Source organism: Geobacillus sp. BMUD (assembly GCF_013096845.1).
Taxonomy (GTDB): Bacteria; Bacillota; Bacilli; order Bacillales; family Anoxybacillaceae; genus Geobacillus; species Geobacillus vulcani.
This window is the reverse complement of record NZ_SDLA01000005.1, coordinates 23,069-38,292: the sequence shown is the minus strand read 5'-3', so window position 1 is coordinate 38,292 and position 15,224 is coordinate 23,069. Positions and strand designations below refer to the sequence as shown.

General features: G+C 51.7%; 17 protein-coding genes. 2 read left to right on the top strand and 15 right to left on the bottom strand.

What is annotated here, in order from left to right; translation table 11 throughout:
• Positions 1-213: 213 nt before the first annotated feature.
• The 9 genes from rbsB to ETC05_RS07825 all read right to left on the bottom strand — a co-directional run bounded on the left by rbsB (position 214) and on the right by ETC05_RS07825 (position 7,138).
• A complete protein-coding gene (gene rbsB, locus ETC05_RS07855; protein WP_171660757.1) occupies positions 214-1,152 on the bottom strand; it encodes a ribose ABC transporter substrate-binding protein RbsB in 939 nt (312 codons plus the stop codon).
• 32 nt (positions 1,153-1,184) lie between these two features.
• Positions 1,185-2,129 carry a ribose ABC transporter permease gene (gene rbsC, locus ETC05_RS07850; RefSeq protein ID WP_171660756.1) on the bottom strand — a complete coding sequence of 315 codons (945 nt, stop codon included), beginning with the start codon at positions 2,127-2,129 and terminating at the stop codon, positions 1,185-1,187.
• Positions 2,126-3,619, bottom strand: coding sequence for a sugar ABC transporter ATP-binding protein (locus ETC05_RS07845; protein ID WP_171660755.1), 1,494 nt, complete (start codon positions 3,617-3,619; stop codon positions 2,126-2,128). Before ETC05_RS07845 ends, rbsC begins: the two co-directional genes overlap by 4 nt.
• Before the next feature lie 33 nt (positions 3,620-3,652).
• Positions 3,653-4,051 carry a D-ribose pyranase gene (rbsD, locus tag ETC05_RS07840; protein WP_150826044.1) on the bottom strand — a complete coding sequence of 133 codons (399 nt, stop codon included), beginning with the start codon at positions 4,049-4,051 and terminating at the stop codon, positions 3,653-3,655.
• Positions 4,048-4,944 (bottom strand): ribokinase, encoded by an 897-nt coding sequence (rbsK, locus tag ETC05_RS07835; protein WP_171660754.1) that lies wholly within the window; start codon positions 4,942-4,944, stop codon positions 4,048-4,050. Before rbsK ends, rbsD begins: the two co-directional genes overlap by 4 nt.
• Positions 4,941-5,930, bottom strand: coding sequence for a LacI family DNA-binding transcriptional regulator (locus tag ETC05_RS07830; RefSeq protein WP_031406788.1), 990 nt, complete (start codon positions 5,928-5,930; stop codon positions 4,941-4,943). The genes rbsK and ETC05_RS07830 overlap by 4 nt, the downstream gene beginning before the upstream one ends.
• A 297-nt stretch (positions 5,931-6,227) precedes the next feature.
• Complete coding sequence (locus ETC05_RS17820; protein ID WP_233134483.1) at positions 6,228-6,284, bottom strand: hypothetical protein; 57 nt, start codon at positions 6,282-6,284, stop codon at positions 6,228-6,230.
• Between the two features lie 195 nt (positions 6,285-6,479).
• Positions 6,480-6,596 carry a DUF3789 domain-containing protein gene (locus ETC05_RS17815; RefSeq protein WP_237746876.1) on the bottom strand — a complete coding sequence of 39 codons (117 nt, stop codon included), beginning with the start codon at positions 6,594-6,596 and terminating at the stop codon, positions 6,480-6,482.
• An 89-nt stretch (positions 6,597-6,685) separates the two neighbouring features.
• Positions 6,686-7,138 (bottom strand): VanZ family protein, encoded by a 453-nt coding sequence (locus tag ETC05_RS07825; protein ID WP_171660829.1) that lies wholly within the window; start codon positions 7,136-7,138, stop codon positions 6,686-6,688.
• Between the two features lie 650 nt (positions 7,139-7,788).
• On the opposite strand from ETC05_RS07825, the gene ETC05_RS07820 reads away from it, so the two are divergent.
• Together ETC05_RS07820 and ETC05_RS07815 are read left to right on the top strand one after the other, a co-directional pair.
• The gene (locus tag ETC05_RS07820) at positions 7,789-8,184 is read left to right on the top strand and encodes a hypothetical protein (protein ID WP_171660753.1); all 396 of its coding nucleotides are present in this window, start codon (positions 7,789-7,791) and stop codon (positions 8,182-8,184) included.
• Positions 8,181-8,510: a PIN domain-containing protein gene (locus ETC05_RS07815; protein WP_368668031.1), complete on the top strand. Its 330-nt coding sequence runs from the start codon at positions 8,181-8,183 to the stop codon at positions 8,508-8,510. Before ETC05_RS07820 ends, ETC05_RS07815 begins: the two co-directional genes overlap by 4 nt.
• Before the next feature lie 230 nt (positions 8,511-8,740).
• Here the strand turns inward: ETC05_RS07815 and ETC05_RS07810 are convergent, their stop codons facing one another.
• From ETC05_RS07810 to ETC05_RS07785, 6 genes are all read right to left on the bottom strand, one after another.
• Positions 8,741-9,925 carry a M20 family metallopeptidase gene (locus ETC05_RS07810; protein WP_171660752.1) on the bottom strand — a complete coding sequence of 395 codons (1,185 nt, stop codon included), beginning with the start codon at positions 9,923-9,925 and terminating at the stop codon, positions 8,741-8,743.
• Between the two features lie 129 nt (positions 9,926-10,054).
• Complete coding sequence (locus ETC05_RS07805) at positions 10,055-11,395, bottom strand: UDP-glucose dehydrogenase family protein (protein ID WP_171660751.1); 1,341 nt, start codon at positions 11,393-11,395, stop codon at positions 10,055-10,057.
• Positions 11,396-11,533: 138 nt separating this feature from the next.
• Entirely contained in the window at positions 11,534-12,037 is a 504-nt protein-coding gene (locus ETC05_RS07800) for a branched-chain amino acid transport system II carrier protein (protein ID WP_483299796.1), read from the bottom strand.
• Positions 12,001-12,093, bottom strand: coding sequence for a branched-chain amino acid transport system II carrier protein (locus ETC05_RS18195; protein ID WP_368668032.1), 93 nt, complete (start codon positions 12,091-12,093; stop codon positions 12,001-12,003). The genes ETC05_RS07800 and ETC05_RS18195 overlap by 37 nt, the downstream gene beginning before the upstream one ends.
• A gap of 499 nt (positions 12,094-12,592) precedes the next feature.
• Positions 12,593-13,426 carry a TetR family transcriptional regulator gene (locus ETC05_RS07790; protein ID WP_162176087.1) on the bottom strand — a complete coding sequence of 278 codons (834 nt, stop codon included), beginning with the start codon at positions 13,424-13,426 and terminating at the stop codon, positions 12,593-12,595.
• 384 nt (positions 13,427-13,810) lie between these two features.
• Entirely contained in the window at positions 13,811-15,157 is a 1,347-nt protein-coding gene (locus ETC05_RS07785) for an N-acetylmuramoyl-L-alanine amidase family protein (protein WP_171660749.1), read from the bottom strand.
• Positions 15,158-15,224: the final 67 nt, after the last annotated feature.

Here is a 15,224-nt window from a genome sequence, read left to right as displayed (position 1 = left end):
CCCTTTCATTGTTTGTTCTTGAACAAAAAACATAGCTGTCATAAGGCTTCTCTAATGAAGAAGACCGCCTGAACGTGATGGTCCATTGCATCACTACCTTTCTAATAAAACAACGTCAAGATTAGAGAATAGTGAATGGCCTTGACATATCAGAGGAGGCGTGAAAAAGGGTGTCTCGCTGTTTCGGAGACACCCTCCTGACACTTCCAACCGTTATGATTCTTTTTGAACCAATTCAAGCGGAACAGGGATAAATGGTTCCACTTTCTCCCCTTTGTGAACGCGAATGGCGGCTTCCACAGCTTTTTCGCCAATTAATGCCGGTTTTTGCGCGACCGTGGCTGCCATTTTGCCTTCTTTCACCGCTTTGACCGCATCATCCGTGGCGTCGAATCCAACCACCATCACGTTGTTCATTCCATGGGCTTGCAACGCCTCCAATGCCCCTAAGGCCATCTCGTCATTATGGGCAAAGACCGCTTGAATGTCTTTATGGCTTTGCAAAATGTTTTCCATGACCGACAGTCCTTTCGCCCGGTCAAAATCTGCCGCCTGTTTGGCGACGACCTTCATATTGGCCGCTTTGTCAATGACTTGGTGAAATCCTTCTCCACGTTCACGAGCCGCCGAAGAACCAGGAATTCCTTCTAATTCCACAATGTTTCCACCGTTTTTCAAGTGATCGACAAGAAATTGGGCTGCCATTTTCCCTCCAGCCACATTGTCGGAGGCGATATGGGTGACCACTTTCCCGCCATCCGCGCTGCGGTCAACGGTAATCACTGGAATGTTGGCGCTGTTCGCCGATTCAATCGCAGAAACCACGGCGCTAGAGTCCGTCGGATTGACCAAAAGCACATCGACCTTCTGCTGGATCAAGTCTTCAATATCGTTGATTTGTTTCGCCGAATCATTTTGGGCATCAACCACAATCAGTTCTGCCCCTTTGTCCTTGGCGGCTTTTTCAGCCCCTTCTTTTAATGTGACAAAGAACGGGTTGTTCAAGGTGGAAATGGACAAACCGATTTTGACTTCTCCGTCCTGTTTCGTTTTCCCTTGGCCGCTCGATGCGTTGTTCTGTTCGAGCGAACATCCACCCAACACGCCTCCCGCAAGCAACAATGCTGCCAATAACCCCACTGCTTTTCTCATTTTGATTCCCCCTTGTTTTTTGATCAAATCTATCATGCTTCTTTGCGGCGATCGAGCAAGACCGCAAGAAGAATGACCGCTCCTTTAATGACCTGTTGATAAAAGGAAGATACATTGAGCAAGTTTAACCCATTGTTTAACACACCGATCATGAGTGCTCCCACCAATGTACCAAAAATCCATCCTTTTCCTCCCGATAAGCTGGTACCGCCTAAGACAACCGCGGCAATGGCATCCAACTCGTACGCTGTTCCTGCCGTCGGCTGCGCTGAATTCAAACGAGAAGTTAAAATGAGCCCCGCCAAAGCAGATAACGCCCCTGTTAGCGCATACACATACATTTTCAGCCGGTCCACGCGAAGTCCTGATAGACGGCTCGCTTCTTCGTTCCCGCCAATCGCGTACGTATGGCGGCCAAACGTTGTCTTTTTCAATGCGATATACAAAACGAGATAGACGACGAGCATCAAGATGATCGGCACGGGGATGCCGAAGAAATAACCGCGGCCCATCATCTGAAACAGGATGTCATCAGACGCAAACCCTGTAATGGGACGTCCGTCCGTGTAAACGAGAGTCAAGCCGCGAAACGCCGTCATGGTCGCCAACGTAGCGATAAACGGAGCGACCTTACCTTTGGTGATCAGCACTCCATTCAAGACGCCCATGGCCGTGCCAGCTAACAAGCCGACGAATATGGCGACAAATCCATTGATCCCTTGCGCCATCATTCCCGCTGTTATGGCGCTTGATAGCGCTAACACAGAACCGACCGATAAATCGATGCCTCCCGTTAAAATGACAAACGTCATGCCAAAGGCAATGAGCGCGTTAATCGATACTTGCCGCAACAGATTGAGCCAGTTGTCCATCGTCAAAAAGTCATCACTCAATACGGAAAGCACCATGCATAGCAGAACCAATCCGATCAAAGGCCCTAGTTTTTTCACATCCCATTTCCGCTTTGCTTCCATCATCGATTCCCCCCTGTCGCCGCCCGCATGATCGTTTCTTGATCCAGCCCATCGTTCTCCAAGACCGCCTGAACTTTTCCTTCATGAATCACCATAACACGGTCACTCATGCCTAATACTTCTGGCAATTCGGAAGAGACCATCACGATCGCGACACCTTGAGCAGCCAGTTCATTGATGATTTCGTAAATCTCTTTCTTTGCCCCCACATCCACGCCGCGAGTAGGTTCATCCAAAATGAGGATGCGGGGGTTCATCGCCAGCCACTTTCCGAAGACAACTTTTTGTTGATTTCCACCGCTCAATGCTTTTACCGCTAAATCAGGCGAAGAAGTTTTAATATTCAGCAGATGGATGAATGACAACACCACGTCCCGCTCTTTCGATGACTGGATGAATCCTGCTGTCGCCAATTGTTCCAATTTCGGCAACGTCAAATTCTCATGAACACTCATCTCGAGAACGAGCCCTTTTTGCTTTCGGTCTTCGGTAATCATGGCGATGCCATGTTCTACAGCTTGACGCGGAGAGCGGATGCGCACAGGGTGTCCGTCGATATAAATGTCTCCTTCATCGAATGGTCTGGCGCCGAAAATAGCTTCCATGATCTCTGTTCGCCCTGATCCCATCAATCCTGCAACACCAAGCACTTCACCAGCCCGCACGGAAAACGATACGTTTTCAAACACTCCGATTTTCGTGAGTCGTTCCACACGCAATCGCTCTTCTCCGATGGTGACACGCCGCTTTGGAAAGCGCTCCCCGATTTGCCGGCCGACCATCATTTGCACAATTTCATCAACGTTCGTTTTCTTGACTCGTTTTGTGCCGATGAACTGGCCATCACGCAAAACGGAAATCCGATCGCAAATCGTAAAAATTTCTTCCATCCGATGAGAAATGTACACAATCGCGATCCCTTGCTCCTTCAAGGTTTGAATGACGGAAAACAAGGCCTGAATTTCCCGTTCCGTGAGCGCCGCTGTCGGTTCATCCATAATGAGGCACTTGGCGTTCGTCGAAATCGCCCTAGCAATCTCGATCATCTGCTGTTTCCCGACAGATAACCGGCCGGCGAGCTCTCTCGGGTTCAGGTCCATTCCTAATCTCCGTAAATAGGCAGCGGCCTGTTGTTCCATTTCTTTATAACGAATGACACCCGTTCGCCCGATTTTCGGCTCGCGCCCAAGGAAAATATTTTCCGCCACCGTCAACGTTGGAATGATGTTCAACTCTTGATGAATCACGACAATACCGTCGCGTTCCGCCTCTTTCGGATGGCGGTAATGCACTTCCCGCCCGTTGACAACAATCGTTCCCCCATCCCGATCATAAATGCCGGTCAGCACTTTAATCAGCGTCGATTTCCCCGCGCCATTCTCCCCCATCAACGCATGCACTTCTCCAGGGAGCACTTCAAAATCAACGCCATTCAAAACGATATTGGTGCCAAACGACTTTTGGATCGATCGCATGTCAATTAAGGGCCTCATGGTTTCTGCCCTCCTTTTCTTTCAGACATTTTCCTATGAAAAGTTCACACCAGAACGAAGAATGATATTGGCATAAGGAGTGGCTTCCCCTGTACGAATGACTGCCTTCGCTTCCTTCGTCATGACCTTGAATTCTTCATGAGGGACAAATTGAATCGGCACATCTCTCATTCTGGCTTTAATGCTTTCGTACATGTCTGGATTTTGGGTTTTGATTTCCTCCGCTAATACGATTCTTTCCACGACCAACTCATCGATGACCGCATCCAAGACGGACAAAAAAGGTGGGACCCCTTTGACAACAGCTAAGTCAATGCGCGCCTCTTCGTTTGGAATCGGCAGCCCGCAATCAGCAATCACGATCGTATCGGTGTGTCCTAGCGAGGCAAGCAATGTGCTCAACTCTTTATTTAAAATCCCTTGTTTTTTCATGACTGACTCCCTTCCTGTTTGGCCAAAAATGATTCGACATCCTCCCGTGTCGGCATCCCGGCCTGCGCACCGAGCTTGGTGACCGATAGCGCTGCGGCCGCATTGGCAAACCGGCATGCTTCAGCGAGCGGCTTTCCTTCCGCCAGCGCAACGGCGAGCGCGCCGTTAAACGTGTCGCCCGCCCCAGTCGTATCGACAACCGACACGCGGAAACCCGGGATGAGCTGTTCCTGCCCGTCTTGCCAAATGCGCACTCCTTTCGCCCCTTCAGTGACGATGAGCTTATTGACCAACGTGCGCTCGTCCATGCCGGCAAACAACCATGTGCGCTCATGTTCGTTTGGCGTTAGGAAATCCGCCTGCTCAAGCACGGACGGCGGCAGCGGCTGCGCCGGAGCGGGGTTGACAATGACCCGCACACCACGGCGATGGGCGAGCGAAACAGCCCGCTCGACGACCGGAATCGGGATTTCCAGCTGCAACAGGCAAGCATCGCTTTGCGCGATGATCGATTCGTACTTGTCGAGATCCTCTGGAGTTAAGGCGTGATTCGCTCCGGGCACAACGATAATGCGGTTGTCTTGTTCGGAAATGGTAATCGACGCAATGCCGGTATGTTGATGTGTAACCGGTTTCACACCGTCGACAGAAATCCCTTCGCTTTGCAGGGAGCGAAGGAGCTCCCTGCCGAATGCGTCCTCACCAACCGCACCAATCATTCGCACGTCGGCGCCAAGACGGGCGGCCGCCACCGCCTGGTTCGCTCCCTTGCCGCCGGGAGTGGTGAGAAACCGCTCGCCCAAGATGGTCTCCCCTTGGTTTGGAAAGCGTGCCGCCACGGTGACTAAGTCCATGTTGATACTACCGATCACGGTAATGACAGGCTTGTTCACGTTTGTTCCCTCCTTGACGTCGATTGCCGCACCATTAATTGAACCGGAAGCTGATAATGAATTTTTTCCAGTGGCTTTCCTTCGATTTGTTTGATTAAAATTCTGGCCGCGATGGCCCCCATTTCATAAATGGGCTGAGACACCGTCGACAGCTCAGGGGTGGTCATTTCCGTCAACGGGATGCCGTCGTAACCGATAATCGCAATATCATCAGGGACTCTCAATCCGCACTGCTGAACCGCTTTCAACGCACCGACCGCCATCGCGTCATTGCCGGCAAAAATGCCATCGATCTCATGATCGGTCAAAGCCGCCATCACCGCTTCTTTGGCCTGCTTGAGCTGGTAGTTCCCCTGAATCACTAACCGCTGCTCCCAAATCCCCAGTTCCATCATTTCATCCTGGTAACCACGAAAGCGCTCAACCGCGTTGACCACATGCATCGGACCTTGAATATGAGCGATGCGCCGACATCCCATTTCATACAAATGTCTAGTCGCCAACCGCGCACCCCCATAGTTATCAGCGACCACAGACGGATACCGCTCATGGAACGGACGGTCCAGCACAACAATCGGAACATCCCATTCATCCACTTCATCCGGCGTCAATTGGTTCGTTGTCAAAATGACACCGTCCACATATTTTTGTTTTAACACTTCGATGTATTCTCGTTCTTTTTCGGCTTTTTCATCGGAATTGCATAGAATAACCGTATAGTCATAAATGTTCATTACATCTTCCACCGCGCGCACGAGTTCCGGAAAGAATGGGTTGGTAATATCGGGGACAATCAATCCAACCGTTTTGGATGTTTTTTTAAACAGCGCCCTCGCCACTTCACTCGGCTTGTAATTCAGCTCCTTCATCGCCTGTCTGACGCGCTTCTCCGTTTCTTCATTCACGTACCCGTTTTGATTCAACACCCGCGACACGGTGGCGACGGAGACACCTGCACGCTTTGCGACATCACGAATCGTTGCCATTGTCAATTCCTTCTCTTTCGTTGATGTAACCGGTTACAGATAGTATACATGATTTTGGCGAAGCCATCAAGCATTTTCCTATCCCTTCTCACCCCGAGGCTCCTTTTAAACATGGAGGTCAGTCATATTGTGATTTTCCCCGCCTACGGTTATAATAAGAGTGAAAAAACCATACGATAAAAGCAGGACATTGGCAGCCGCCAATGTCCTGATCAACACGCACGGCTGCTGCAAGAAGTGCAGTGGCCCGGAAGCGAGCAGGAGCAACCCACCCTCACCTAGGCCGAGCAGGGTGGGTTACTTCTCTTTTGACACTGCAATGACTGCCACGACAAGCGACGCAAAAGAAATCATTAAGGACAACGCCTCCGCAACAGTCATCAATCCAGCAGCCCCCCTTTCATCAAGGGAGTCGCCACTGCCCACCCTGCGTAAACCGTGCATTTGTATTATACCATGCTCGCTCCAAGCCAAAAATAGATATTGACAAATTCAGGGCGTTTTTCCATCATAAAAAAACTCCTTGCCCGCCGCAAGGAGTGTTGTTCGCTATTCTTTTTTCCACCGCTCGCTCGCTTCATCCGCCTGTTTGGCCGCCGCCATCATACTCATGATGACAAGCATCACAGACGAACCGACAAACATTCCGGCGATAAACGCGACCACGGTCATCTCTCCCTTTTCTTTGAAACTAGTTATTTGCCATTCTTTCCTTTTTCGCCCCGGCCTATACGTTGGGAGAGTCTACAGCCATATCATACGCCGCGCTGAAGCGAACGATGCCTCGCTTTCCGCCGACGGCAGCAAAAAAACACGATGACTAAAGCGATCAGCGCCCCGCACGAGTCGATCGCCACATCTTTCGGCGTCGCCGTCCGCCCCGGCTCAAACGATTGATGCCATTCATCGGTCGCGGCATAAGCGGTCGCAAACAGCCAAGCGCCGATATACGCCACCTTCCTCGGGAACAGCGCCCGCCAGACCAACACAGCCAAAATGCCGAATTCGGTCAAATGCGCCGCTTTGCGAATGAGGAAGTTCAAGAACGAAGGGCCTTCCTCCTCCCCGCCGCCAAACGGCCAATACGAGAGAATCACTTGCAAGACGTGAGCGGTATTCGCTCCGGTGAACCACGAAGACTCGCTAAACGTGTAAATGACGAGACACCAAAGCATGACGGGGAGCCAGCGGGAGAGAAGTTCTCTCATCGTTTTCACCTGCCAACCACCTTGTTGCCGACAAAGCGAACCAACGAAAGCAGGCGCCTTGCCCGCGAAATCCTTTACCATCATAACAAGGATGGCGATATTTTTCCATTTTCTTTTTTCAAGGCGGGGGAAAACGGTGGTGATTGGAAAATCATCTAGAAGGCTGGTGAAAAACCGCTGATTCCTTTCATCAATGGGAGAATGAGCGAAAAGCAGGACCGATGTAACAAGGTTTTTCTAATTGAGAAATAACATTGTAAAGCCGTATCCACGATTAAATCACCAGCCTCCTAGGTTTGAACCTAAAGAAGGGACCTTCTCCGTTTAAAAAATTCCCTCCATCCAGTGAAGTCCTTCCTCAAGAGAAAATTTCCCCCGTTTATGTTGGACTCAACGCGGGTATAGTAGTAAAAGAAAAATCTGTACATTCTTTCGAGCCAGTACTATAATTTTTAGAAAGAAGGCGAAGTGAGGTAATTCGCGTGCCCCCTGCTTTAGAGAAAATAAACGTGTCATTGTCTTGTTCTCAACATATGAACAATCAGCCGGACAAGAACCTTTCTTTTGCTGAGTTACGAAAAAAGCTGGCCAAACCTGCTCCATTTGGGAAAAAATTGGTGGACATATACAAACAAGGAAGGTAGTTTCGCATGTCGTTTGTCATGACCTATCAAGAAGTTTTAAATGAAAATTTTGGACAAGCGTCTATCTACATTGATGCTTGTTTTATTTTGTCCTATATGGACTCTGATGACCCAAGGGGAGATAAGGTATGTGAGATTCTCCAAAAGTGGGATCATGAAGGGATTCATAAATTAGGGATAAGCACCCATGTATTTGGAGAGGTGTTGCATAACTTATTCATTCAAGAGGTATTGTTGCCGCTAGAAACTTATCACCGCAGTCAATCCCATCGGCCTTCGGCATCTCATCACAACCATCTCCCTAGAGAATTGCACGAAAGCATATCATTCCTCCACAGCGTTTTGAAAAAACAAATCGGCAACTTCTATAAAAAAAATTTCTCGATTAACGTTTCACAGTGATCAAGTCGGTTAAAACGAGCTATCCCTCCCAAAGAGACAAGCTTCAGATTTTTTACAACAACGCAATCAATCGGTATAACGAATTTTTATCTCATTTAAGAGAAAGTTTCCAAGTTGAATTTCTCTGCACAGATGCTAACATTCAAGATTTAGCCTTGGCTCAAATGCGACTTTTGCAACTCGAAGCATATGATGCTTTGCACTATGCCATCGCAACCTACCACCATTATGACTACTTTGCCACGCTGGATGGCGACTTTGTTCATCACCTTTACACCCAAAGCTCTGACTCAGCATCGATCACAAAAATCGTCAAAATCGCCTAGCCCTTTCATCTAATCTCCTTCAGATAGCAAAGTTGAATCCTAGGAAGGACGGCGATGAAAAGAGCAGCTCGCTTCACCGCTAAGGTTTTCAAATGAAGCAACTTGGTGTCGTTCGCTTCTCATTTGACGTGATTGAGCGCCAGCTAGGAACGATCGGCGTTTTTCACCAGTCTTATACGGATTCACCAAAACATCGGCCTCACTCCCTAATGAGCGAAAGGCGGAACCGGTTATTCCGCTTCCGCCAACAATTTTAACGTTGCGCCGACAAACAGCTGCACGCCGATCTCGAGCGCGTCTTCGTCGATCGTAAAGCGCGGGTGATGATGCGGGTACACGATGCCTTTTTCTTCGTTTCGGGCGCCGACGTAAAAGAAGCTGCCCGGCGCTTTTTGCAAGAAGGCGGAGAAATCTTCGCCGCCCATGTTCGGTTTCAATCGGGCGACGGCTTCGTCGCCCAACAGTTCGCGCGCTGTTTCCTCAATGACGCGGGTCACTTCGTCATGGTTGATCACCGGGCGATAACCGTAGTCAAATTGGAACTCGTACGAGGCGCCGTGCGCTTCGGTAATGCCTTTGACAATGCGCTCCATCCATTGCGGCACCGTGCGCCGCAACGTTTCATCAAATGTGCGCACCGTCCCTTGGATTTCGACCTCTCCGGGCAGAACGTTGTGCGCCGTGCCGGCGACAAATTGCGTCACGGATACGACGAGCGGCTCGAGCGGATCGACGTAGCGCGAGACGATGTGCTGCAAGTTCGTCACGACTTGCGCCCCGATGGCGATGGCATCAATCGTTTGATGCGGCATAGCGCCGTGACCGCCTTTGCCGATAATGCGAATGAAAAAGCGGTCCGGTGCGGCCATCATCGGCCCGTACACAATGCCGACTTTTCCGCGCTCCAGCGGCGACCAAAGGTGTGTGCCGATGACGACATCGACCCCGTCCATGACGCCCGCTTGCACCATCTCTTCCGCCCCGCCCGGGAACAGTTCTTCCGCATGTTGGAACAAAAAGCGAATCTCGCCGCGGATGGCATCGCGCAGCTGGGAAAAAATTTTCGCCGTTCCAAGCAGCATCGCCGTATGGCCGTCATGGCCGCACGCATGCATGACGCCGGGATGTTTTGACGCAAATTCAAACGTGTTTTCCTCTTGAATCGGCAGCGCGTCCATATCGGCGCGAATGGCGACGACCCGCCCCGGCTGCTTGCCGACAAGCCGCGCCATCACGCTCGTTTTCGTCGGCCGCGAAAGCTCAAGGTGGCCGAACGATTGCAGCGTCTCGAAAACAAACTGCGCCGTTTTCTCCTCTTGGAACGACAATTCAGGATGGGCGTGCAGATGGCGGCGCCAGGCGATGACGTCCGCTTTCACTTCATCGACGAGTCGTTTGATCTCTTCCCTTGTCATCACGTTCCCCCTCTTTTCCTCTTTGCCTATAATGAATATTATAAAATAAAATTTCCGAATTTTCACTTCAATTCGTTTAAAAGACAAGCAACCCCCCGTTTGTTTCATGAGTGGCTGCTTTCTCAAACATCATTCACAATATTCCATTGTTTCCTTCACCGGTTGTCGCCCTTCACCCGCCGGCGGCCGCCCGATCGACTCGTAGATCAAGCCGGCGGCCGATGCTTGTTTGACGTCATAGCAATTGCGTCCGTCCACCACCAGCGGCGTGTTCATGAGCGCTTTGTAGCGGCCAAGGTCAAACTGCAAGACGGCCGGCCATTCGGTGAAAATCAAGCAAACGTCCGCATTGCGGATGGCTTCCTCGATCGTCTGGCAACAGACGACCGCATCGCCGAACCGGCGGGCGACATGCCCTAGGGCAGCCGGATCCCAGACGCGCACGTTTGCCCCTTCGGCAATGAGCCATTCGATGTTCGCCAAGGCGGGAGACTCGCGCACATCATCGGTGCCGGGCTTGAACGCCGCGCCGAGCACCGCCACCGTTTGATTGCGAAAGTCGCCGATATACGAACGCGCCTTATCGATCAGCTTCCACTTTTGCTTTTCGTTGACATCGATCGCCGCCCAAACCGTTTTGAGCGAATAGCCATAGGAAGCGGCCAGGGCATACAAGGCGTTCGCATCTTTCGGCAGGCAAGAGCCGCCATAGCCAACGCCAGCGCGCAAAAAGCGGCGGCCGATGCGCGGGTCCATGCCGATTCCTTCCGCCACCGCCTCAATGTCGGCGCCGATCCGTTCACAGACGTTGGCGATTTCGTTGATATAGGAAATTTTCAACGCTAAAAACACATTGGCGGCGTATTTGATCATCTCCGCGCTTTTCCGGTCGGTGACCACATACGGAAGCGCAAACGGGGCGTACAGCTCCTTCATCACCCGTTCAGCGCGGTCCGAATCCACTCCCAATACGATGCGCGGCGCCTGTAGCGTATCGCGCACCGCCGTTCCTTGTGAGAGAAACTCCGGGTTGGAAACGACGTCAAACCGCACGCGATGGCGCGCATGCTCGGCCAAAAAGCGGACGGCTTCATCTCCGGTGCCGACCGGCACGGTTGATTTGATGGCGACCAAGCAGTCGCGCTCCGCCGTCAACGCAATGCGGCGCAACACCTCCCAGACGTCGTCGAGCCGCACCGATCCGTCCGGCAATGGGGGCGTGCCGACGGCGATCATGATCACTTCCGCCTCTCGATACGCTTCCTTGTCATCGGTTGTAAAGCGAAGGCGGGCGCGGTTCCGCTCAATGAGCGGCTCCAGTCCCGGCTCGTAAATCGGGATGGCGCCTTCGTTTAACAAGCGGATTTTTTCCGCATTCACGTCCACACATGTGACGCTATGCCCTTTATCCGCCAAACAAGCGGCGGTCACGAGCCCCACATACCCTGTTCCTGCGATCGCGATGTTCATCGTTTTCCACACCTTTATTGATCGTTTGCGGCCGTAGTCGCTTGTACTCATTATAGCGAATCGCCTGCCGATTTTCACGATTTCCGTCCGACCGCCAACATGTTCCAAACAAAAAACCGAGGTGCAATGCAACCCCGGTTATGCGGCGTGTTTTCGGTTCACAACGGTCGGCCAATCGATGAGAAAACCAAGCACAGCACCGATCAGCGCGGGCACCACCCAACCAAGCCCAACGGAAAACAGCGGCGCCCAAGACAGAAGCGGCTCAAGCCATGCCGTTTCCACCCCCATTGCCTTAAACCCGTCGTACAGACTGAACACGCCGGTAAACAGCAACGCCATGCCGTACACTTTCGCCGAGCCGCGGAAAAAGCGGTGGAAAAACGACAAGACGACGAGCACAATCGCCAACGGATACAACATCGTCAACACCGGAACGGAAACAGCGATCAGCGCGTTTAACCCGAGATTGGACATGACAAAGCTAAAGAGGGTCAGCGCGGTGACATAAGCCCGATACGACACAGCCGGAGTCAGCTCGTGAAAATATTGCGCACAAGCGGCCACCAAGCCAATCGCGGTCGTCAGGCAAGCCAGCGCTACAATCACCCCGAGCAGCACCTTTCCGCCGCTGCCAAACAGAAGCGAGTATGGGGAAAAATTAAGTTTCCGGCCCCGAAAAAGAGCGAAAAGAGCATCAATCCCGTCAATACCACATCCCGTGCCTTCATAATCTCCCTCATTTCCATTTTCAAGAAAATAAATTGAGTATTCTGATATATATCATTTCAGTGTATTCTGATATATATCATTTCAGTGTATTCTGATATATATCATTTCAGTGATTTGAACGGTTATCATCTTTGAAAATCCCTTATACCGTTGATTTTTATCCCCGGGTGGAGGGCAGATCGCGCTGTCCGGGAATTTTTTCATAAAAATATTATACTTTTTTAACTATTTTTTCAACCACTTCACTTTTCGGGGGCATCCCGCGCCAGCTGGGGATGTTTCCCTAGCTGACCATGAACCTTTTCCAACATCACTATCAGCCAATGAGGGCATTCATTTCGCCTGGAAGGTTGGTGATTGAAGGAAGCAGACTGCTTTTCTCAAATGGAAACGCTCTGCCGCACGGGTATCGCCTTTTATACGTTCCCCCATCGACCAAGAGAAACAACCGTTTTTCACAGCCCTTTAGAATGTAAAATGGCGCGCTCCATACTCCGATGGATTCACAATCGTATGGACACTCGCTGAATCGCCATTGACGCTGATAAAGTGGCTCGTTTCCTTTGGCCCCAGCCCTCTAACAGTCCCTTGAATACGCCCGATTTTCTCCGGCTCTCCGTTTCCGATGTTCCAGCTGTACAATTCTTCCTTTGCATCATAGCTGTTGCCAAAATACGCATAGTTTCCCCTGACGCATAGAGCGGTCGATCCGTGCAACACTGTCGGCACTTCATATCTTTTCCATGTTTTTGTAAACGGGTCGACTTGAATGAGCGAAAAGTCGCTGTAAGGAAAAAGCCATAAAGTCGAGGCCTTCCCTTTGTTTATCGCATAGCAGTCAACGATCATCGGACAATCTGTTAGATGAGAATGATATTTCCATATTGGCGATCCATCGAATCGAAATAAAACCAATCCTTCCGTCGAAATCCCTTTGCCAAACACCCCTTCATCAAAGTAGCTGATCCAAATCCCTTCTCTGCCAACGGCTATGTCTTCAATGCCGTCACCGCCGCAAAAAGAATGTCGTACAGTTCCATGTAGATCGATCAAAAACACATTATGGCCGCTTCCGTCACTTCTCGCATCCGCCAACAAAACGCGCTCGCTGTCGACCCAACGAATGATCGGAAACCGAACAGCAACAGCTGGACGGAACACGACTCCATTCGCCACACACTCCATCCGGTTGCGATTTTTTTGCACGGCCAACCATCCGTACCGATCGCTCCAATCCGCATCGATCAGCCGAATTCCACTTCGTTCAGAAACAAGCGAATAAAAGGTATAGGTTGTCACTTCCAATGTTCATCCCTCACAGACTATACTTTTTGACGAACATCTTTCTCTAGGTCGATGGGGCTTTTCCCTGCTTCTTTTTACGCGAGGGAAACTGGCCACGTCCAGACCGATAACCGCTTCAAACCGCTTTTCTCGACTTCTTGTTGCGCAAGGGGACCCCAACGGGAACAAGTGTGCACCATCAGCCGGAGGACTATCTGCGGCCAAAAGAAAACCGGGAGAATTCCCGGTTGCGCAGCGTGTTTCCGTTCGCTTGATGACAGCCGATCGATCACAAGCAACGAACAGACCGCCAGGCCGCGATGTCTCTCGTTGTTTATTCAAAATTTCTATACCGCATCTCGTACTCTACAAGCCCACGACCTCGATGTCTCTCGTTGTTTATTCAAAATACCGCTTTACCGCAGCCGCAATCGCCGTTGTCACCGCTTCCTGATAGCCGTCTGTCGCCACCGTCGCCGCATCCGAGCGGTTGCTTAAATAGCCGAGCTCAAGCAGCACAGACGGCTGTTCATTTTCCCGCAGCACGTAATAGTCGCCAAACGCAACGCCCCGGAACGGCAGCACAGAAAGCTGCGAGAACGGGCCTTGGAACGACTGCGCTAAACCGTAGTCGGCAAATCGGTCATAATAGTAGACAGTGATGCCAGAGGCCGCAGGGTCCTCAGCACTGTCGTAATGCAAGCTGATAAAGGCATCGGCTTGATACAGGCGGGCCGCGGCGACGCGCGCCGACAGCGGCACGTAATCATCCCCCGTGCGCGTCAACACGACTCGGGCGCCGAGTTTTTCCAGTTTTTGTTTGAGCCGCTCCGCCGTTTTGATCGTCAGCGCTTTTTCCATGACGCCGTCCACGCTTTGCGCCCCGCCGTCCTTGCCGCCGTGGCCGGCGTCAAGGACGATCGTTTTTCCGGCAAGCGCTTGAATCGGTCCGCGCGTCCATGAATACACATACGAGCCCTGCGCCTGTTTGGGCAAAGAAGCGAAGCGAGTCCCCACAGCCATGGCGGAGGCAACGGCGTCTTCGTTGTCAGCACCCGGCGCTTGCTTGCCATCCGTTTTGATATAATCCGCCGCTGCCCAACCTTCCAGCCCCGAACGCGTCTTGATTTGATACCAGCCTCGCTTCGCCGCGACAATCTCGACGCGGTCTCCCTGCCCAAGCCGTCCGATCCGTTCCGCTTCCAATGACGGCGCCGCCCGCACGTTCAATGAATCCACGGTCACCACTCCCGTTTGCACCGCACCTGCTGATTCAGCGGTGGTCAGATACGACGCCGCCACCCAGCCGATGGCATCTTCGCTCACCACTTTTTTCCATTGACCCTCTTCTTGAATGACGGCCACTTGGTCTCCCTGCCTCAAATAGCCGATCACGCGCCCGTCGAAACTTGGTTTTTGGCGAAGGCGAAGCTTGTCCACTGTCACTTTCTCCATTCGTTCAACGGGAGCGGCGTACGTCGCCGCGAGCCAACCGATTTGTCCTGATTTCCATTGGATTTTCATCCAACCGCCTTCCTCCGCGACCAACGGATACGTCTCGCCGCGGTGAACGGTTGCCCATAAGCGGTACGGCACGCCCGGCCCTTGGCGGACGTTGACCTGATCCGCGGTCACGACGACAAACCGTTCTGTTTTTTCCTTTTCCCCTTCAGCCCCTGCCGGCCAGGCCAAGGCCACTATCCAACATAGACAAAACCATGCGGCGAGCCATCCTCCCCGCCTCATGCGCTCTCCCTCCCCGCTCTCTCGTTCTACATATATGGTTCGCCCACTCAAGCTAGTTTCCTGTCTG

Bases quoted from the DNA above. Each gene is read 5' to 3' on its own strand.
- ETC05_RS07820 (WP_171660753.1), top strand. From the start codon at position 7,789: ATGTCGTTTGTCATGACCTATCAAGAAGTTTTAAATGAAAATTTTGGA.
- rbsC (WP_171660756.1), bottom strand. From the start codon at position 2,129: ATGATGGAAGCAAAGCGGAAATGGGATGTGAAAAAACTAGGGCCTTTG.
- ETC05_RS07825 (WP_171660829.1), bottom strand. From the start codon at position 7,138: ATGAGAGAACTTCTCTCCCGCTGGCTCCCCGTCATGCTTTGGTGTCTC.
- ETC05_RS07810 (WP_171660752.1), bottom strand. From the start codon at position 9,925: ATGACAAGGGAAGAGATCAAACGACTCGTCGATGAAGTGAAAGCGGAC.
- ETC05_RS07805 (WP_171660751.1), bottom strand. From the start codon at position 11,395: ATGAACATCGCGATCGCAGGAACAGGGTATGTGGGGCTCGTGACCGCC.
- rbsD (WP_150826044.1), bottom strand. From the start codon at position 4,051: ATGAAAAAACAAGGGATTTTAAATAAAGAGTTGAGCACATTGCTTGCC.
- ETC05_RS07785 (WP_171660749.1), bottom strand. From the start codon at position 15,157: ATGAGGCGGGGAGGATGGCTCGCCGCATGGTTTTGTCTATGTTGGATA.
- rbsB (WP_171660757.1), bottom strand. From the start codon at position 1,152: ATGAGAAAAGCAGTGGGGTTATTGGCAGCATTGTTGCTTGCGGGAGGC.
- ETC05_RS18195 (WP_368668032.1), bottom strand. From the start codon at position 12,093: ATGCTCTTTTCGCTCTTTTTCGGGGCCGGAAACTTAATTTTTCCCCAT.
- ETC05_RS07830 (WP_031406788.1), bottom strand. From the start codon at position 5,930: ATGGCAACGATTCGTGATGTCGCAAAGCGTGCAGGTGTCTCCGTCGCC.
- ETC05_RS07845 (WP_171660755.1), bottom strand. From the start codon at position 3,619: ATGAGGCCCTTAATTGACATGCGATCGATCCAAAAGTCGTTTGGCACC.